This is a genomic window from Arthrobacter sulfonylureivorans, assembly GCF_022637435.1.
Classification (GTDB): domain Bacteria; phylum Actinomycetota; class Actinomycetes; order Actinomycetales; family Micrococcaceae; genus Crystallibacter; species Crystallibacter sulfonylureivorans.
In genome coordinates this window covers 3,847,998-3,866,276 of sequence record NZ_CP093326.1, presented here as the reverse complement: position 1 = coordinate 3,866,276, position 18,279 = coordinate 3,847,998, and the positions used below count along the sequence as shown (strand labels likewise).

The 18,279-nt window shown below is 65.7% G+C and carries 20 protein-coding genes; 10 read left to right on the top strand and 10 right to left on the bottom strand.

From position 1 onward, the window contains the following. Positions 1-4: 4 nt before the first annotated feature. Entirely contained in the window at positions 5-412 is a 408-nt protein-coding gene (locus tag MNQ99_RS17755; RefSeq protein ID WP_241913918.1) for a VOC family protein, read from the top strand. On the opposite strand, the gene MNQ99_RS17750 is transcribed toward MNQ99_RS17755, so the two are convergent. Continuing rightward, positions 399-1,421, bottom strand: a complete 1,023-nt coding sequence (locus MNQ99_RS17750; protein ID WP_241913917.1) for a GlxA family transcriptional regulator — start codon at positions 1,419-1,421, stop codon at positions 399-401. The genes MNQ99_RS17755 and MNQ99_RS17750 overlap by 14 nt on opposite strands. Positions 1,422-1,520: 99 nt before the next feature. On the opposite strand from MNQ99_RS17750, the gene MNQ99_RS17745 reads away from it, so the two are divergent. Both MNQ99_RS17745 and MNQ99_RS17740 read left to right on the top strand, forming a co-directional pair. Further along, the gene (locus tag MNQ99_RS17745; RefSeq protein WP_241913916.1) at positions 1,521-2,159 is read left to right on the top strand and encodes an HD domain-containing protein; all 639 of its coding nucleotides are present in this window, start codon (positions 1,521-1,523) and stop codon (positions 2,157-2,159) included. 101 nt (positions 2,160-2,260) lie between these two features. Beyond that, the gene (locus MNQ99_RS17740; protein WP_241913915.1) at positions 2,261-3,214 is read left to right on the top strand and encodes an acyl-CoA thioesterase; all 954 of its coding nucleotides are present in this window, start codon (positions 2,261-2,263) and stop codon (positions 3,212-3,214) included. Between the two features lie 61 nt (positions 3,215-3,275). On the opposite strand, the gene MNQ99_RS17735 is transcribed toward MNQ99_RS17740, so the two are convergent. Then, complete coding sequence (locus MNQ99_RS17735; protein ID WP_241913914.1) at positions 3,276-3,779, bottom strand: hypothetical protein; 504 nt, start codon at positions 3,777-3,779, stop codon at positions 3,276-3,278. Between the two features lie 206 nt (positions 3,780-3,985). Between MNQ99_RS17735 and MNQ99_RS17730 the strand changes: the two genes are divergently transcribed. The 4 genes from MNQ99_RS17730 to MNQ99_RS17715 all read left to right on the top strand — a co-directional run bounded on the left by MNQ99_RS17730 (position 3,986) and on the right by MNQ99_RS17715 (position 8,053). Then, positions 3,986-4,609 (top strand): CG0192-related protein, encoded by a 624-nt coding sequence (locus MNQ99_RS17730; protein ID WP_241913913.1) that lies wholly within the window; start codon positions 3,986-3,988, stop codon positions 4,607-4,609. Positions 4,610-4,855: 246 nt separating this feature from the next. Next, the gene (cycA, locus tag MNQ99_RS17725; protein WP_241913912.1) at positions 4,856-6,313 is read left to right on the top strand and encodes a D-serine/D-alanine/glycine transporter; all 1,458 of its coding nucleotides are present in this window, start codon (positions 4,856-4,858) and stop codon (positions 6,311-6,313) included. A gap of 250 nt (positions 6,314-6,563) precedes the next feature. Beyond that, complete coding sequence (locus tag MNQ99_RS17720; protein ID WP_241913911.1) at positions 6,564-7,004, top strand: VOC family protein; 441 nt, start codon at positions 6,564-6,566, stop codon at positions 7,002-7,004. 26 nt (positions 7,005-7,030) lie between these two features. Continuing rightward, positions 7,031-8,053 carry a 1-aminocyclopropane-1-carboxylate deaminase gene (locus MNQ99_RS17715; RefSeq protein WP_241913910.1) on the top strand — a complete coding sequence of 341 codons (1,023 nt, stop codon included), beginning with the start codon at positions 7,031-7,033 and terminating at the stop codon, positions 8,051-8,053. A gap of 104 nt (positions 8,054-8,157) precedes the next feature. On the opposite strand, the gene MNQ99_RS17710 is transcribed toward MNQ99_RS17715, so the two are convergent. The 4 genes from MNQ99_RS17710 to MNQ99_RS17695 form a co-directional block, all read right to left on the bottom strand. Continuing rightward, a complete protein-coding gene (locus MNQ99_RS17710; RefSeq protein WP_241913909.1) occupies positions 8,158-8,397 on the bottom strand; it encodes a toxin in 240 nt (79 codons plus the stop codon). Then, entirely contained in the window at positions 8,394-8,657 is a 264-nt protein-coding gene (locus MNQ99_RS17705) for a ribbon-helix-helix domain-containing protein (protein WP_127514201.1), read from the bottom strand. The genes MNQ99_RS17710 and MNQ99_RS17705 overlap by 4 nt, the downstream gene beginning before the upstream one ends. Positions 8,658-8,852: 195 nt before the next feature. Next, positions 8,853-9,419, bottom strand: coding sequence for an MOSC domain-containing protein (locus tag MNQ99_RS17700; RefSeq protein WP_241915417.1), 567 nt, complete (start codon positions 9,417-9,419; stop codon positions 8,853-8,855). Further along, complete coding sequence (locus MNQ99_RS17695) at positions 9,419-9,922, bottom strand: hypothetical protein (RefSeq protein WP_127514203.1); 504 nt, start codon at positions 9,920-9,922, stop codon at positions 9,419-9,421. The genes MNQ99_RS17700 and MNQ99_RS17695 overlap by 1 nt, the downstream gene beginning before the upstream one ends. A gap of 134 nt (positions 9,923-10,056) precedes the next feature. Between MNQ99_RS17695 and MNQ99_RS17690 the strand changes: the two genes are divergently transcribed. Then, positions 10,057-10,374 carry a helix-turn-helix domain-containing protein gene (locus tag MNQ99_RS17690; protein ID WP_241913908.1) on the top strand — a complete coding sequence of 106 codons (318 nt, stop codon included), beginning with the start codon at positions 10,057-10,059 and terminating at the stop codon, positions 10,372-10,374. Positions 10,375-10,469: 95 nt separating this feature from the next. Here the strand turns inward: MNQ99_RS17690 and MNQ99_RS17685 are convergent, their stop codons facing one another. The 3 genes from MNQ99_RS17685 to MNQ99_RS17675 all read right to left on the bottom strand — a co-directional run bounded on the left by MNQ99_RS17685 (position 10,470) and on the right by MNQ99_RS17675 (position 13,941). Then, on the bottom strand, positions 10,470-11,384 hold the full coding sequence (locus MNQ99_RS17685; RefSeq protein WP_241913907.1) for an ABC transporter permease: 915 nt from the start codon (positions 11,382-11,384) through the stop codon (positions 10,470-10,472). A gap of 104 nt (positions 11,385-11,488) precedes the next feature. Continuing rightward, a complete protein-coding gene (locus MNQ99_RS17680) occupies positions 11,489-12,430 on the bottom strand; it encodes an ABC transporter permease (protein WP_164745486.1) in 942 nt (313 codons plus the stop codon). Positions 12,431-12,444: 14 nt separating this feature from the next. After that, positions 12,445-13,941 carry a sugar ABC transporter ATP-binding protein gene (locus tag MNQ99_RS17675; protein WP_241913906.1) on the bottom strand — a complete coding sequence of 499 codons (1,497 nt, stop codon included), beginning with the start codon at positions 13,939-13,941 and terminating at the stop codon, positions 12,445-12,447. Positions 13,942-14,063: 122 nt separating this feature from the next. Between MNQ99_RS17675 and MNQ99_RS17670 the strand changes: the two genes are divergently transcribed. Then, a complete protein-coding gene (locus tag MNQ99_RS17670; protein WP_241913905.1) occupies positions 14,064-15,311 on the top strand; it encodes a substrate-binding domain-containing protein in 1,248 nt (415 codons plus the stop codon). 223 nt (positions 15,312-15,534) lie between these two features. Next, the gene (locus MNQ99_RS17665) at positions 15,535-16,470 is read left to right on the top strand and encodes a helix-turn-helix domain-containing protein (RefSeq protein WP_241913904.1); all 936 of its coding nucleotides are present in this window, start codon (positions 15,535-15,537) and stop codon (positions 16,468-16,470) included. A gap of 65 nt (positions 16,471-16,535) precedes the next feature. On the opposite strand, the gene MNQ99_RS17660 is transcribed toward MNQ99_RS17665, so the two are convergent. Further along, on the bottom strand, positions 16,536-18,146 hold the full coding sequence (locus MNQ99_RS17660) for an FAD-binding oxidoreductase (protein ID WP_241913903.1): 1,611 nt from the start codon (positions 18,144-18,146) through the stop codon (positions 16,536-16,538). Positions 18,147-18,279: the final 133 nt, after the last annotated feature.

Below are 18,279 nucleotides of genomic sequence, written 5' to 3'. Positions count from 1 at the left end.
TACCGTGTCACTCGTACCGGCCGATCGGCCAGTGATTCTTGCGCTGCCGACGGCGGACCGCCGGGCCTCGTTCGACTTCTACACGGCACTTGGCCTGAGCGTATTCGGCGAACCCGCCGACGACGGCATCCCCGAACCGCTGCAGTTCGATATGAACTCCGGCCTGCGGCTGATGTTCGTGCCGCACGGCGGCTTCGGCTGGGTTACCAATAACCGGCCCACCGCCACCGGCGGGCAGACCGAATGCCTGCTGGGCCTGCCGGTCGCCTCGCCGGAGGACGTGGACAACACCATCGCCACGGCCAGGCAGGCCGGCGGCAAGATCGTCATGGAGCCCGCCCAGCAACCCTGGGGCTACTCCGCGGTCTTCGCCGACCCTGACGACCACCTTTGGCAGGTCACCGCCGGGTAGCAAGGACAGTCTCGTCCGCCTCCCATCCGGCCCCTTCCGCGTCAGCGGCGGGGGCTGGTTGCGTGGTGGTGAACCGACGGCGGTACTCGGTGGGCGTGGTGCCCAGCTGGCGGGCGAAAACGCGGCGGAGGGTCTCGTCGCTGCCGAATCCGCTTCGCTGCGCCGCCGCTGTGATGCTGCAGCCGTCTAGCAGCAGCTGCTGCGCACGATCCAGCCGGACCCTTTCCACCCAACGGGCCGGCGTGGTGTTCAGTTCGGCTTGGAACAGCCGCGTCAGGTGACGGGGGCTTACCGCAGCTGCCGCCGCCATGGCAGGAAGGCTGTACTCGGCCGTCGGATCAGCCAGGACGGAGGCCGTTAGGTTCTTCAGCACGCTGGTGCGGGACGGGGGTGCCGGGAGCGCGGAGAACTGCGACTGCCCGCCGGGGCGCTGCATGAAGACCACCAGTTCACGGGCAATCCTGCGGGCCGCTGCCTGCCCGTGATCGTCCTCCACCAGCGACAGGGCCATATCGATGCCAGCGCTGATGCCGGCTGAGGTGATGTACCGGCCGTCGTGGACGTGGATGACGTCCGGCTCCACTTGCACCTTGGGGTAGCGGAGGGCGAGGGTCTCGGCATGCCGCCAGTGGGTGGTGGCCCTGCGGCCGTCAAGCAAACCCAGTTCGGCGAGCACGAAGGCGCCGGTGCAGACGGAGGCGACCCGCCCCGCGCCCTCGGCGAGCAGGGCAACAGAGGTGAGCAGTCCGTCGTCGAGCGGGTGCTGCGCGAGCGGGTCCCCGCCGGCAACCACCACCGTTCCGAGTGGCCCCGCGTCGGCCGCCGCCGTGGTGCCGGACAGGGTAAGTCCGGAGGAGGTGGTGACCGTGCCGCCGGACGGGGAGATCAGGACGGGTTCATACGGGTGACCGGCCAGCACCGCCTGATGCAGCACCTCGCCGGGACCGGTCACGTCGAGCATGGTCACACCGTCGAAAACGATCACACCGATCCGGTGCGTCAGCGTCATGGCCGAATCTGTGGTTTTTGTGGCTGAAGAGACATGGCACCAGCGTACGTGACCGGGCGAGGATGGAAGGGATAGGACCAAGAGAGAAAGGGTTACACCATGGCTGAATCCATTGCTGGCGTGCAGATTCCGGACAGCGCCCTCGCGCGGGAGGCCACCGAGCTGGTGCGCGAGGCGGCATCCCCGCTGTTGTTCGACCACTCACGGCGCGTGTTCGTCTTCGGCGCTCTGCGCGGACGCGAACAGGGCGTGGAATTCGACCCCGAGTTGCTCTACGTCGGAGCCATGTTCCACGACCTGGGCCTGACCGAGCGCTTCCGCCGCACCGACCAGCGCTTCGAGATCGACGGCGCCGACGAGGCACGCCGCTTCCTGAAGGCCCATGGCATCACCGGGGAGCCCGCCGAGCGGGTCTGGAACGCCATCGCCCTGCACACCACCCCCGAGATTCCGCTCCATATGGCGCCAGAGGTCGCCTTGGTCACCCGCGGCGTCGAACTGGACGTGCTGGGCATCGGCTACGACTCCGTCACCGACGAACAGCGCGCCGCCGTGACCGCCGCGCACCCGAGACCTGACTTCAAAAACCAAATCCTCGCCGCCTTCACCGAAGGCATCAAGGACCGCCCGGAAACCACTTTCGGCAACGTGAAGGCTGACGTTCTGGCCCACTTCGTGCCTGGATTCCAGCGCGGGGACTTCGTCGAGGTCATCGAGAACAACGACTGGTCGGAGTAGGCACTGGGGCGGAAGCCGGTCGGTCGCGCCGCCCGCGGTGCCGGCCACCGGACAGTGCCCGGCAGGCGCCCCGGCCGCCGCCAACAGACTACGATTCAGACATGAACGACCGGATCACCCTGCGCTTCCTGGCCTCACCGACCGATGTCTCGGAGGACGGGACCACGGTGCAGGCCGGCCGGGTGCTGGAGTGGATCGACAAGGCCGGCTACGCCTGCGCCACCGGGTACAGCGGGAGCTACTGCGTCACCGCGTACGTGGGCAACGTCCACTTCACCCGGCCGATCCGCAACGGCGACCTGATTGAAATTGACGCGCGGATTGTCCATACCGGCCGCTCCAGCATGCAGGTGGTGGTCACGGTCGACGCGGCCGACGTCCGCGAACGCGAGTTCCGGCCCGCGATGGACTGCATCCTGGTGTTCGTGGCGATGGGCGAGGACCGCCGCCCGAAACCGATCCCGCAGTGGTCGCCGTCGGACGATGAATCGGCGCGGCTGGCCGAGGGCGCTGCCGGCCGGATCGCCGCGCGGGCGGAGATCCGGGATGCCATGCGCTCGCAGGCTTATACGGATGCGGGCACCACGCCGAAGGAGCATTTCAGGTTCCTGGCCGCGCCCTCGGACGTGAACTGGGGCGGGAACGCGCACGGCGGCATCGTGATGCGCTGGATCGACGAAGTGGCCCGGGCCTGCGCCATGTCCTGGTGCGGCCGGGACGCGGTGGCCGTGTACTCGGGCGGCATCCACTTCCTGAACCCCGTTCACATCGGCGACCTGGTGGAGGCGGAGGCCCGGCTCATCCACACCGGCCCGCACAGCATGCACATTGCCGTCCATGTCCGCGCCCGCGACCCGCGCGGCGGGGAGTGGCGGCCCACCACCCAGTGCATGACCATCTTCGTCACCCGCACGGACGCCGGCCATGCCGCCGAAGTTCCCCAGCTGATGCTGCGCGACGACGAGGACCGGCGGCTGGATGCCCACGCCCTCGACCTGATGCGACGCCGGGCCGAACTGCCGCCGCTGCAGTTCGCCGTCGAGCGGACGTACTAGGCATCGCCCAGCCGCCACCGCAGCACATGATGGCGGTGGCGGGCCGCGTGTCTTCCGCCGGTCACGGGCTCCAGCGCACGGGGCCGTCCGCGCAGAACGCAGTAGTCACGGCTTCGCCGCCCAGGCAGGCCGCGTCGACCAGATCGCGGTTTCCGACCGGTTCGGACAGCTCCACGACCACGGGCACAGTGTTGTTTCCTTGGCAGTCGTAGGCATCGCCGGTCAGCGGCTCGACGTCCGTCCGGATGACGATCCGGCCTCTCTCGAACTGAACGTCGGGCTCAAGCACGGTCCCTGTCTCCCCGCCGGCGCATTCAAGCCGGGTCACGCCCAGCCGCAGCTCCGTTGAGTCCGGTCCCACCTCCGCCGCGTCGAGCAGCTCCCAAATGCCGGTGGACCCTTCCGAAGCGGACCCATCAGGTGCGGACGCTCCTGATGTAGGGGGCCCTTCTGAGCCGGTCGGGGCGCCGCAACCGCTGACCACGACGGCGGCGGTGCAGCCGAGTGCCGCGGCCACCAGCCGCGCTGGCGTGAACAGGGCCGCAACCTGGCGTGATGTCGGCACCCCGGACCTCCGCTCTGGCGACTGCACTGCGACGCCGCTCGTGCCCTTGATCCCGGTTGCCGGAGGCCACGGCCGCATCCTTCTCCGCACAATATCCCTGGGCGAGGATATTCAGAAGCCATCCCCGGAGCGGGAACCTGGCGCGTCGCGGTGTCCCGCGAATTACCTCCGAACCGGCCTTCTTCGCCGGTGGGTAGGCTACAGCCATGGCCATCATTTACGACGCGGTGCTGAACCCCTCCAAACAGGATCTCCTGAAGGCTTGGCTGCCGGAGCAGCCGTGGTTCCAGGAACTCGGGGCTGACGCCGCCGAACTGGAGCACCTCGGCGCGTTCCGCTTCGACGACCCGGCGGGCGAGGTCGGGATGGAAACGCATCTGCTCTCGGCCGCCGGGCAGGTACTGCACGTCCCGCTGACCTACCGCGGCGCCCCGCTGCCCGGGGCGGAGGAATTCCTTGCCGGGACCATGGAGCATTCGGTGCTCGGCGACCGGTGGATCTACGACGCCTGCGCCGACCCGGTCTACGCCACCGCGCTTGCCACCGCCATTGTGCAAGGCGGCTCCGGCGCCGAGCAGTTCCTGGACGTGGACGGAAAGCTCGAACCACTGACCGGAGCCATCCCGGTGCGCGGCAGCGGCGGCGCCGGCGGAATCGTCCCGGACATTACGACGGCGGTGCCCACCACCTCCGACAGCGTCACCACCATCGATGCCGGCCCGCTGACACTCACCGTCTACCGCATTCCGGACCCAAGCGAGCACCCCGGCGCCAAACTGATCTGCACCATGCCCGGCCAGCCCCCGCTGATCCTTGCGTCGGCCCGGTAGAGGCAACTGCGCCGCCGCCGTCGTCTGTCACTGCCACGATGGTTCGTGTGCTCTGCTCAGCACCCTTCTCGATTTGACCCGCGGGAGCCGTGGCAGATAAGTTTTCGTGGCGTAGGTCACCGCCCGCCCCCTTCCGGGCAAGCGGCAAAGACCTGAAATCGCTGTGGCCGGACGCCGAAGATGCCTGTTCCGGCCGGTTCGACGGGAAACTCCCGCAGCGGCGCAGTCTCACTCCCTAAGGAAGACATGAGCACCACCAGTACCGAACCTCATCTGCGGCGGGCTCTGTCCAGCCGCCATATTCAGCTGATTGCCATCGGCGGGGCCATCGGCACCGGCCTCTTCATGGGCTCCGGCAAGACCATCTCGGTGGCCGGGCCGTCGGTCATCTTCGTCTACATGATCATCGGCTTCATGCTGTTCTTCGTCATGCGGGCCATGGGCGAGCTGCTGCTGAGCAACACCGAATACAAAAACTTCAGCGACTTCGCCGGCGACATCCTCGGCCCGTGGGCGGCCTTCTTCACCGGCTGGACCTACTGGTTCTGCTGGGTGGTCACCGGCATTGCGGACGTGGTGGCGATTGCGCACTACGTGGCCTTCTGGTGGCCGGACCTGCCGCTGTGGGTGCCGGCGCTGGCTTGCATCATCCTGCTGCTGGCGCTGAACCTGCCCACCGTGCGGGCCTTCGGCGAGACCGAGTTCTGGTTCGCGCTGATCAAGATTGTGGCCATCGTCGCGCTGATCGTGGTGGGCCTGGTCATGATCATCACCGGTTTCGAGCACGACGGCGCCCGCGCCTCCTTCTCGAATCTCTGGGAGCACGGCGGCATGTTCCCCACCGGCTTCATGGGCTTCGTGGCCGGCTTCCAGATCGCAGTGTTCGCCTTCGTGGGCATCGAGCTGGTGGGTACCACCGCCGCCGAGACGAAGGACCCGGAGAAGAACCTGCCCCGCGCGGTGAACTCCATCCCGATTCGCATCCTGATCTTCTACGTAGGCGCGCTGATCGTGCTGATGGCCGTGGAACCGTGGACGGCGTTCAGCGCCGATGCCTCGCCGTTTGTGGGCATGTTCGCCCTCGCTGGTCTGGTGGGTGCGGCCGGCGTCGTGAACTTCGTGGTGCTGACCTCGGCAACCTCGTCGGCGAACTCCGGGATCTATTCCACCTCGCGCATGATCTACGGCCTGTCCCAGGAGGGCGATGCCCCGAAGCGGTTCGGCAAGCTGTCCGGCCGCGGCGTGCCGCGCAACGCCCTGCTGTTCTCCTGCATGTTCCTGCTGGCCGGTGTGGTGCTCCTCTACGCCGAGGGCAGCGTGTCCGAAGCCTTCACCCTGGTCACCACCATCTCCGCGCTGTGCTTCATGTTCGTCTGGACCATCATCCTGCTCAGCTACGTGGTCTACCGCCGCCGCCGGCCGCAGCTGCACGCGGACAGCAAGTTCAAGATGCCCGGCGGAACGTACATGCCCTACGTGGTCATGGCCTTCTTCGCCTTCATCCTCTGGGCGCTGACCACCCAGACGGACACGCTGACCGCCTTGCTGTTCACCCCGCTCTGGTTCATTGGGCTCGGCATCGGCTACCTGGTGCTGCGCCGCAACCCAGAGCACGCCCGGATCCGCGCCGCCCACGACGCCAAGGTCGCCGAGGAGAAGGCGGACCGCGACGGCCGCGAGCGGGAAACGGTCTCTGCCCCGTAGCGCCGGGTTTCCTTCGGCACCGCCGTCGTCCCAACAGAACAACGACGGCGGTGCCCGCCGACCGCTGTGAAGCCGCCTTGCCCACCACCAGGCAAGGCGGCTTCTGCGTACGATGACGGCTGTGTCCTGCAACTGGCTCGCCGCGGGCACTATTCGGGGTGCTGGCGGCGGCACCTCTTCCCAGCGGAGGAAAGACCGGCAAGAATGTTGGCGGCGAGCAGCCGCAGACCTTCTGTCCGAAAGGCACACCATGGCACTGGACCTGAACCCCTACCTGCAGTTCAGCGGCAACGCCGCGGAGGCGATGGACTTCTACCACTCCGTCTTCGGCGGCGAGCTGAACAAGATGACCTACGCCGAGGGAATGAGCGACGACAACCCCGAGACCGCGGCGAACATCATGCACTCGTCGGTGTTCGTGGACCGCGGCTTCCTGTTGATGGCCTCGGACGTGCCGGCCGATATGTCCGCGGCCGACAACGGTTACATATGCCTCAGCTCCAGCGGAGAGGACCCCGCCGAGGACGCCAAGCTGCGCAGCTATTGGGAAGGCCTGAGCGACGGCGCGACCGTCAATCAGCCGCTGGAGCAGGCGCCGTGGGGCGACTACTTCGGGCAGCTCACCGACCGGTTCGGCGTGAACTGGATGGTCAACATCACCGCTCAACAGAACTCCGACGGAGACCAGTAGCCGTCAACCGGCAGAACGAGGAACACATGGCCATCACGGATTTCGAACGCTACCCGCTCACCTTCGGGCCCAGCCCGGTCCACCACCTGCCGCGGCTCAGCAAGCACCTCGGCGGCGCTCAGCTCTGGGCCAAGCGGGAGGACGTGAACTCTGGCCTGGCCTTCGGCGGCAACAAGACCCGCAAGCTCGAGTACATCGTCCCGGACATCCTCGCCGAGGGCGCCGACACCATCGTGTCCATCGGCGGCTTCCAGTCCAACCACACCCGGCAGGTGGCGGCCGTTGCCGCGAAGCTCGGGTTGAAGGCGCTCCTGGTACAGGAGAACTGGGTGGACTGGCCGGATCCACTCAACGACCGGATCGGCAACATCCTGCTCTCCCGCCTGATGGGCGCCGACGTTCGGCTGGATCCGTCCGGCTTCGACATCGGCATCCGCGACTCCTGGCAGAACGCCATCGCCGAGGTCGAAGCAGCCGGCGGCAAGCCTTACCCCATCCCGGCCGGCGCCTCGGAGCACAAGCTCGGCGGGCTGGGTTTCGCCAACTGGGCCTACGAAGTACAGCAGCAGGAGCAAGAACTCGGCGTCTTCTTCGACACCATCGTGGTCTGCACCGTCACCGGCTCCACCCACGCCGGCATGATCGCTGGCTTCGCCGCACTGGAGGACGCCGGCGGCCGCCCGCGCCGCGTGATCGGCATCGATGCCTCCGCCACCCTGGCCAAGACCCGCGAGCAGGTCGGCCGCATCGCCCGCAACACCGCCAAGCTGATCGGCCTGGAGCGGGACCTACGCGACGACGAGATCACCGTGCTGGAAGGCTGGGCCGGCGACCGCTACGGCATCCCGGTCGACTCCACCCTGGACGCTATGCGGCTCAGCGCCTCGCTCGAAGCGATGATCACCGACCCGGTCTACGAGGGCAAGTCCATGGCGGGCATGATCGACCTGGTCAGCAGCAAGCAGATCCCCGCCGGCAGCAACGTGCTCTACGCCCACCTCGGCGGCCAGCCCGCCCTCAACGCCTACAGCGCCCTGTTCAGGAGCTAGCAAACAACGACGGCGGTGCTCGGCACCGGTGCCAAGCGTTGTCCCAGGTGCCAGCTACCCGCTTTTGTTGTGGGGACAGAGGGTGGTCAACCGTGGGAGGGCACCTACGGGAGAAGGTCGAGCATTTTGGGTCGCGCCTTCATGGCATGAATGACGAGTTCGTTGCCACTGTCGAACACGAGCACGACCGTCTCCAGCAGGCGACCCTGCGTGTCGAATCCGAGCCGGAGCTGGCGCGCAGGGCTCTCTTCGTCGAGCTCCTCGATCCAGAGTGCCCACGTCGCAGCTTGCATTGCATCCACAGGGGGGATGCCGTGCTTGAGTGCGGAATCGTGGACCTTCACGTAGCGTACGCGGCCAGAGCTTCACGGATGACCTCGGAACGCGTCTTCCCTTCACGCGCCGCCCGGTCATCGATAGCGGCGAGCTCTTCTGATGTAAGACGAAGAGCGACGACCTGCGAGGGCTTCGCGCCACGCCCTGGCCGCCCGCGGCCGCGTTTCTTCAATGCGTCGACGTCGTACCCAGCTTCGGCCTCGGCTGCCCATTCCGCGATTTGCTCCTCGGAGACCGGCGCCCCGTTGATCGTCTCGCCTGTACTCATAGCGATATCGTAATACGTAATTGGCCCCGCATCAATGCCATCGGTGATGTTCCCGGAACTGTTCGGTGCCTAAATGCCGTTAGCACACAACATCCGGCAATGTCTCTGGCTCCCACACGAGTGCTCCGTCGAGCCGGACCATCAAGAGAGCAAGCGCCGCCCAGCTCACTCTCGTCCACACTCTCGCCGTTCTAGTCACGGCAGTCGCCCGGGCCGGGGCCGGACTGCTGCACCCGCCTCTTCAGGCTGGAGGGGGACCGAACTGAGCAGAAGGGCCGGGCCGCGATGGAGAATGCCATCGGACAGCGGCTGGCAGCGCAGGCCTCCGCGTCCGCGCATGGCGGCGTGGGCGCCGGGAGCGAGCATCCGGTCCATCCAGACGCAAGGGTGGGCGTGCCGACCGCCCCGGAAGCGCACTTGCTCACCGCCGGATTCCACCGCGAACTCCTCGCCAATCAGCGGAGCCAGCTGGGCTCCCCGCAACACCACGTTGCGCCGCGCCAAAAGCGGGTCGAACGGAGGGACGTCCAGCTCTTCCGCGATGGATTCCAACGACTCGATGGCCATGAACGTCATCGCCGCGTCCATGTGGGCCGCCTTGCCGAAGAACCTGTCGCCCACAATGCCTTTGCCCGCTACTACTTTCACCCGGTCGCGATCGGCGGTGGGCACCTCCGCCGCGCCATCCTTGGCCCGGCCAAAGTAGGCATGAGCCGGTGACACCAAAAGGTGCAGGATCTGAATCGGGTAGATGTAGGTCATCACTTGGCCAGGTCCACGATCCACTCGGGCGTCTGCTGCCCGATCTTCCGGTCTGTCACCACCCGGAGTCTGGCCGCCTCGAGTCTGACGCGCTCCTGCTGTGAGGTCTCAGTTGTTCTGGGGGACGGCGGCGGGGCCTCCACGTCCTCAAGAACCGTGACCTTCTGGGCCAGACCGTCGTTCGAGGCGACCTGCAGAATCCGCGCCTCTTCTTCGCCGGCCAGGGTGCTCTCGGCGAGAAGGGCTAACACTCCGAGCCCGATCACCCTCCGATCCATGCTGGAAGATGTAGAGGCATCAAGCGCCCACTCGGCCCGCTCCCACCACTGGGAACGGCGATTAGCCTCAGCCTGCGTCTGCATGCTGCGCCAACCGATGAAAGCAGCGATGAGTGCGGCCACAAGGATCGCCAGCGGACCCAGCGAGGCTAGAACATCCCACCCGTCCGGGGCGTCGTTGCGGACCACAACCTCGACCGGATCGGGAACCGTCTGCGCAACCATGCCCCCAATCTAGGGCACCCGCCCGTCAATAGTGCCGAACGCCGTGCAGTACACAGGCTTAGACCGACGATTACTACACCATGAGGCCGAAGCAGGAGATTAGACTCATGCCGGAAAGCTGGGATGATCGGGCCATGAGCAAGAACCCACTAATGATTACCTCGGATTTGGCACGTGCGGCGCGTGCCCTGACGCAGGTTTCCGCCAAGGTCATCGCCCGGTCCGCCGGCTTGGACAAACAGCAGGTGAGGGACTTTGAGAAGGGCAACGCACCGTTGACGCCGGAGCAGAATGAGCAGCTGCGCCGGGCCCTGGGACAGTTCGGCGTCGTCTTCATTGAGGACGACGACCACGGCGGCTACGGCGTCCGCCGCAAGTTCAACGCCACCAAGGTCAGGCGCCTAGAGACCTGGGAAGGCGAAGGCGGCCCGGCCTACGAGGACGACATCTAGCCGGGCCACATCCGGTCAGCCTCCCTGCGCTGTCAGCGAGAGCCGCAGTCTCTGACCGCGGCTCTCGCTGACGCTGACGGGTGGCGTGCCCGCTGTCAGAACCGGTCGCGCACGTGCCGCTCCCGACCATAGAGCGCGACGACGATCAGGATGATGACTCCGTAGATGATCCGGCTCTGAGCCTCAGCCAAGCCGTTGCTCACAATGATCGTCGATAATCCCGTGAGGATTAAGGCGCCCAGCACGGTCCTGGTGAAGCTGCCGCGGATGGAGCCGAAGGTAGTCCCGCCCACCAGAACGGCGGCCAACCCGGAAAACAGGTACGGTTCACCGATCGATTGCGCCCAGCCGGAACTAAAACTCGCGATGAACATGCCGGCTATTCCGGCAAGTGCACCCGAGGCAGCGAACACTAGTGTCCACACCGCGGTGGTGTTGACGCGGGTGAGCTTCGCTGCGCGGACGTTGATCCCGGTCGCATAGAGGCTGCGGCCGGCGGGCGTGCGGTTCAGCACCAGCCACAACAGCACTGCGGCAACCGCCACGATCAGGATGATGGGCGGAAGCGGAAGGCCGAACGTCGTGCTCGTGACCCCGGCAAGACCGCGCAGGAAGTCGGGCGGTGCGGAAGCGTAGTTTCCGTTGGTCAGAAACAGTGTTCCTCCGGTGAGGACGGCTCCCATGCCCAGGGTCATCATCAGCGGCTCCACCTTCAGACGGTGGCAGAGGAAGCCGATGGCTGCGCCGGCGCCGCCGCACACGGCGAACGTCAGGAGAAACGCCACCGGGACGGGCCAGCCCTGTCCGCCGGCCAGGTTTGCTGAGACGAACGCGCCGACGATCACATAGCCGGGAATCGCCAGATCGAGTCCGCCCAGGATCACGACCAGAGTCTGGCCCATCGCGGCGAGCGACAGCAGCGACGCGATGATGAGGAGTGCGGAGGCAGACCGCAGGTTTGCGATGCCGGGAACTGTGATCAGGAGCCACACCACGACGACGCCGAGCACCAGCACTTGAAGGATCGGCTGTTGCAGTACCAGTGTGCGGGTGCGGGACCAGAGCCCCTCCCGGGATGGGACAGGAGCGAGGGCAGCGGCTGAAGGCTGGGCGGTCATGCGGTTCTCCGTGAAATTCGAGGGCTGAGCAGCGTCGCTCCGAGCACAACACCGACGATCAGCAGCAGGCCGTAGGTGAATTCGATGAGGTTAGGTTGCACCCCGGCGGACGTGAGCAGTTGCTGGAGCAGGTAGATGGCGAGTGCTCCGAAAAAGGTTCCGAGCAAGCCGCCGCGGCCGCCGCCGAGGCTCGTTCCTCCGAGGACGGCGGCGGCCAGGCCGAGAAGTGCGTATGTGGTGGCGAGGGAGGAACCGGAAGCCTGCAGCAGAGCCGACAGGGCGATCCCGGCGATGCCGGCGAACAATCCGCCCAGCGTGTAGGCGAGCACTCGCATCGCCGTCACATTTACGCCGGATCCGTAGGCTGAAGAGTCGCTCTCGCCGGTCGCCAGAAGGTTTCTGACGAAGACGGTCCGCTTCAGCAGGAACCACACAAGCGCCGCGGCGCCCAGCGTGATGACTGCACCGGGTATGACACCGATGGAGCCGGCCAGCGGCCGAGTCCAGTTGTCCGGCGCCACGATGGGGCTCTTGGCGATCGTCAGCGAGGCGCCGATCAGCAGGAAGAGCACGCCGGTCGTGGCCACGACCGGATGCAGGCGCACAATCGCCACGAGCACGCCGTTGATGGCACCGACTGCCATCGCGAGGGCCAGCAAGAGGGGGATGGCCAGCGGCCAGTCACCCAGCCCGGCGGGGATCAGTACGGCTACGAACACGCAGTTGATCAGGGTGGCCAGGGGGCCGACGGAGATATCAATGCCGCCGGAGAGGATGGCCGGTGTGGAGGCGAAGCCGACCAGGACGAACGGTGCCAGCGTTGCCAGCGTCGAGCCGAGGCGCGCCGGGGAGGCGAAGCTCGGAGAAACAACGAGGTTGATGATCAGCAGGATCGCGCATAACAGCATCGCGAATCCGAAGGGCCATCGTTGAAACATGCCTAGCACCCGGTTCATGCGACACCTGCGACTTTCTGCCCGAAGTAGGCTGCAACAATGGCTTCGTTGCCGATTTCGGCTCGCCCGATTTCGGCAAACACGCTCTGGTTCCGGAAAACAAGCACGCGGTCGACGAGTTCGACGTGCTCTTCAACTTCGCTGGAGAGAATGACCACACTCATTCCCTCTGCGCAGAGCTGTTGCAGCGCAGCGTAGATCTCGCGTTTGGTCGTGATATCCACACCCCGTGTGGGGTCGTTCAGCAAGAGCACCGTGGGATCGGTGGCCAGCCAACGAGCCAGCAGCACCTTTTGCTGGTTCCCGCCCGACAACGTCGAGATGGCGTCGTTGGCACTGCCGAGTTTGATGCTGAGGCCCTTGGCGGCCCTCGCGAACCGTTCGGCCATGCGCTGCGCGCTCAGTAGCGGCCCCCGGCGGTCCTTCGACATGGTGGGGAGCGCGAAGTTCTCTTGAATTGACATGGATTCGAACAGGGATTCTCCGCGGCGCTCGCGCGGCAAGTACGCGATGCCCCCGCCGGAGTTGCGGCGTCGTCCAGCGTCAGCTGGAATCTGGGTTACAACGCCGTTACCCTCGCTGAGTCCAGCCAGCCGGCGAAGGAACTCGTCCTGGCCGTGTCCTTCAAGGCCCGCGAGCCCGACGAGCTCGCCTCGACGCAGTTCAAAGTTGATCGGCTCGGATCCGGGGGAGAGCCGGAGGTCTTCCGCGCGGAGGACTGTCGGCCCGAGTTCGCGCTCCTGGGTCTGATGCTCAGCGACGTTCGAAGTACCCGTCATATCCGAAATCAGTTGGGCAATGGACATGGTGCCGCGGTCCACGGTGGAGATGGTCCGGCCGGAGCGGAGCACTGTGACACGGTCCGAGATCTCCTCGACCTCGTCCATGCGATGCGAGATGAAGAGGATGGCACAGCCCTCAGACTTAAGCCGCCGCATTTCCGCGAACAGACGATCACGCGTTTGCACATCGAGTGCTGCTGTCGACTCATCGAGAACGAGAACACGCGGGTCGCGAACCAGCGCGCGTGCAATGCAAATGGCCTGCCGGTCTGAAAGGGAGAGGGCGCCGGCAGGAGAATCCAGCCGGATGCCGTCGACCAGGCGGCCCAGCACTTCTGCGGCCGTCGCGCGCTGTTCGGCGTTGCTGCGGCGGCGCCGGAACATGCCGTCCGTTCCGAGCCAAATGTTCTCAAGAACTGACTGGCTGCCGGCAGTGAGTACCTCCTGGAAGACCGTCGCGATCCCGGCGGCATTGGCCTGCCGGGGGGAGCGGAAGGTGAGCGCATCGCCGTCGAGGGTTAAGCCACCGTCATCCGGGCGGTGCACGCCGCCGATGATCTTGACCAGCGTGCTCTTGCCCGAGCCGTTCTCTCCGAGGAGGGTGTGAACCTCGCCCGGTTTGACGTGCAGGTGGCCGTCGGCGAGAGCGATGGTCGCTCCAAAGCGTTTGCGCAGCGCTGACAGATGAAGACCTGTCGACCCATCTTCCATATCACTCCTCCTTGAGTACGCCGTGTGACGCATGCCACGAATAATACTAGACGAAACGTATCGCATCGGTCTACTGTTCTCTCACAGGCGCATACGGCGCTGACTCAAGGAGGAGTGCATAGATGAAGAAGCGCACGAATGTAGGGCGCCCTGCCCTGATCGGGACCGCAGTTGTCACGCTGGCGGCCCTCGGACTCGCGGGATGCTCGGCGGCTGCAGCACCAGAAGCCGATTCGGTGGCTCAGCCGGCCGCTTCGGCGGCCGCGGGCCAGTGTGGCTCTGTGCCGGACCTCGGAGCCAACGATCCGGACGGGCTGCTCAAGGAGTTCAGCCCAGAGACTGCGGCGGCCTACAACGCCTACCCGCTGCCGGTCAAAAAGTCCGCCTGGGCTGACTGGAAGTCGGAGAAGGACGGCGGCTACACGGCAGCGATTGTTGGCATGCCGCCGGCCAGTGCATTCGTCAACGTCATGCTGGACACGGTCCGGAAGGAGCTGGCCGCTGCCGACGTCGAAATCGTCGCCGACCTTGCGCCGGACGACCCCACCAACGTGCCGCTCCAGCTGCAGCAGTTCAGCCAGGCCGTGGCGCTCAAGCCGGACGTCATCTTCTTCATTCCGTTGGCCGGTGAACCGTCGGTCGACGCGGTCAAGGCGGCGGGCGAAGCGGGCATTCCCGTGATCGCCATGCAGTCCGTCGTGGATTCGGAGTACGCGGTATCGGTGGCGGGCAACAGCGTGCTGCAGGCGATGAAAGCCGGCGCGAGCACTTTGAGCGCCATTGGCGGGGCAGGCAATGTTCTGCGTGTCACCGGCATCCCGGGAATCTCAACCGAACTGTATGCCGAGGACGGCTTCCAGAATGTGCTTGAGCTGTGCCCCGACGTCTCCATCGCCGGCGAGGTGACAGGCTTCTTCGAAGCGACCACAGCGCAGACTGCCACCTTGCAGTACCTCGCGACAAATCCGGCTGGAGTCGATGCGGTGCTGCAGTCGGGCACTATGGGCCTCGGAGTGCTCAACGCCTTCGAAGAATCGGGACTCGAAGTGCCGCCCCTTGCGGACCTGGGCGCAACCCAAGGGTTCGCAAGCTGGGCCGCACAGAACGCCGACTACCCGTATGTTGGTTCCACGACTCCCACGGTGAGGCAGTCGCAAGTTTCTGTCGACATCGCTCTTCGCATCCTCAAGGGCGAAGGGCCGAAGATCAACCAGTTTGTCAACGACCCCTTCATTGTGGACCGTTCGAATCTTGAGGAGCTGGTGGATCCGGCGTGGAAAACCACCGACTCCACAGACCTGGTCGGCGACCCGCAGACGTTCTTCCCGGACGAGGTTCTCAAGGAGTACTTCAACAACCCGAGCAGCTGACGCCGCTCCGGGGACGTATAGCTAAGATGGCAGCCAAGCCTCCAAGTGCAACGTCGCCTTAGTTCCATACGCGGGACGACGGTACGTACACGGGCGGTTGCTCATCTTGATCGGCGTGCACCAATTGGTGCACGCCGATCAGTAGTCAGAGGAGACAGATGAAAATGGGTTGGTTGCGCAGCGATGGGAAAGCTCAGCTCGTAATGTCGGTTGGGCTGGATTGATGGCGCCCGTGCTGGACACCCGATCGGTATCACCCGCCGATCGCCGGGATTACTGGTCGGAGGGGATCGCCCAGCACTTCTTCCCGATGCGCGTAGAGGCAGTCGGGGCCACGTCGTTCGAGGCCCGATTGGCTGGTGGCGACATGGGCCCGGTCGCGGTCCGCTCTATCCAAGGCCTCCCGCACCGGGTGGCACGTACACAGCAAATGATCGCGGCCGCCGATCCGGAATGCATCCTGCTGTACCTGCTGACTAAAGGATCGATTTTTATTGAGCAGGACGGCCGGAGTTGTGTCCTTCGGCCGGGAGCGATCGCCTGGCAGGACACGTCGCGGCCGTCGACTTTCGAGGGCCGCGACGGATTCGAAGTACTGGTGTTCAGCGTTCCTAAGTGGTTCATCGGATCGCGGGCCGATGGCATCGCCCGTCGTACCGCAACACGGATCGGCGGAGGGGAGGGACGGCTCACTCCCCTCGCTGCGCCCTTTCTTGCGAGTCTCGCCCGGACCGTAATCGAGGGCGAGGGATTGCCGAGCCGCGAAGCCGAGGGCGCCGCGGAAATGATACTGCCGCTCCTTCGCAGCCATGATGACGAGGAGGGCGCGCTCGAATCAACGCCGCGCTCCGAGATGCTCCTCGCACGCATGCAGCGGTATGTCATGGAGCACCTTCGGGATCCTGAACTCGGCCCGGAGCAGATTGCACGGGCCCACTACGTGTCGACTCGCTACGTGCACAAGCTCTTTGCGGCGTCAGGCGCTGGCGTGTCGGCCTGGATCCGCGAACAGCGGCTCGAAGGCGCCGCAGGAGAGTTGCGAAAGTCGCCGGAAACATCCATTGCGGCTGTTGCGGCGAGGTGGGGCTATCTAAATCCTGCCAGCTTCAGCCGAGCGTTCCGAGAGAAGCACGGTTGCGCTCCCAGGGACCTCCGGTAACTCAGCACTCCAGCGGGAAGCCCTCGCCCCAAGGTAGGACGAGGGCCTTCCCTGACGGCGCGCGATCAGGCCTTCGGGTAGCCTGCCTGCCGGAGGCGGCTGCCCCAGATCCCCGACTTGCCGGGAGCGATGATCCCGTTCGGGTCCAGCGTGTCCTTGATCGTCTCGTTGAAGCGACGCTGTGCGTGATCGTTGAAGCCGAACTGATCGGCGGCGAGATCCATGAAGGACAGGTGCGCGCGGTATTCGCCGTAACCGCGCCTGCCGGCCTCGGCCACCATCCGCTTCGCCACCGCGTACGCCTTGTCGACCTGCTCCGGGTTCTTCGTGTCGAACGGAATCACGTTGATGAACGTGGTTGCCCGCGCGTTGATCGGCAGCATGCCGCCGAGGAAGTCCAGCCCGGCCTCGGCACACATTTCAGACATCAGCTTCTGGGCGGCCTGCGCGTGGTGGGACGTCAGCGGGATCACCGGCGAGAAGTCGACATGGCCGCCTTCCTCGCCACCGGACCAGCCGGCCATCTTGTACAGATCCTGGCTCGGCACGCCGATCTGCACCCGCTCGTGCGGATTCGGCAGGGTCTCCCATACATCGGCGCCGTGCTTCTCGCCGGAGATGTCAACGCCCGGGATCTGCAGGAAACGGGCCTGGAGCTTTGCGAAGTTGTGGTCCACGACCGCCTCGTCGCCGTACAGTGCAAACCGCATCATCCAACGGCCAACGCCGAGCTCCTTGGCGATCCGCTCGATGACTTCCTCGGGCATCGGACCGTCGCCGTCGTACCATTCGGCGCGGGTCGAGAGCATCGAGGCGATGCACAGCGTATTCGACAGCTGCGGGCGCATGTCGATGGTGCCGGCAAGCATGAGCTCGCGCAGCGCGTCGACGACGGCGGGAAGCTGCGAGTCGTCCCACAGGCGCAGCCAGAGCGGCATGTAGATTTCCGGCTTCGGCATGAGCCAGTAGCCCATCTTCGTGACGATGCCGTAGTTCGACTGCATGAACATCTCGGTAGAGGTGGGGCCAAGGCCGCGCTTGTACAGCGGCCAGGTGGGGTTATTGTCCATCGCGCCCGACCCGGTGCGCAGCAGGTCACCGTCGGGGAGCACTACCTCGAACCCGCAATGCGAGGCCTGGTCGATCGAGTAGGGCATGTAGGTGAGCCCGTGCTCAAGGGTGTTGGAGACGACGCCTCCCCAGCCGATGTCGACGATGGAGGCGACGAGGTCGTGGCCGCCGGCCTTAATCGCGTCATGCAGGTCGTACCAGCTCACGCCAGGCTCGACCATCGCGTAGCCGAGTTCCTCGTTGATCTCCACGCCGGTCATCTCCCGGAAGGAGACCATCACGGAGCCTCGCACCTGCGGGGCGGCACCGCCGTAGCCGTTGTTCTTGCCGCGGCCGATGGGCCACAACGGAACCTTGTATTCATTGGCGATCCGCACCACGGCCTGGACGTCCTCGACGCTCGTCGGGCTGACGACGGCGGACGGGACGTTGGTGGCGGTGCCCGGAACCTGGAAGGGATCCTGGAAGTCCTCCAGCGACGCGGCGTCGGTGGCGACCTTGTCCGCGCCGATCGCCGCGGCAAACTCGGTGAGCGCCTTTTCGAGTTCGGCCTCAGAGACTCCCGGCGGGGTCGGTAGCGTCGACGTTTCGGTGGTGCTGCTCATCGTCATCATCTCCTTTGATGCAGTGAATATAGGTGGTGCGTGCTGTCCATGGTGCGCCACCTCACATCTGCGTAGGGGTTCCGCGGTGCCATGGTGCAGTCCGTGCACAGAAGTGTGCACGGACTGCACCATG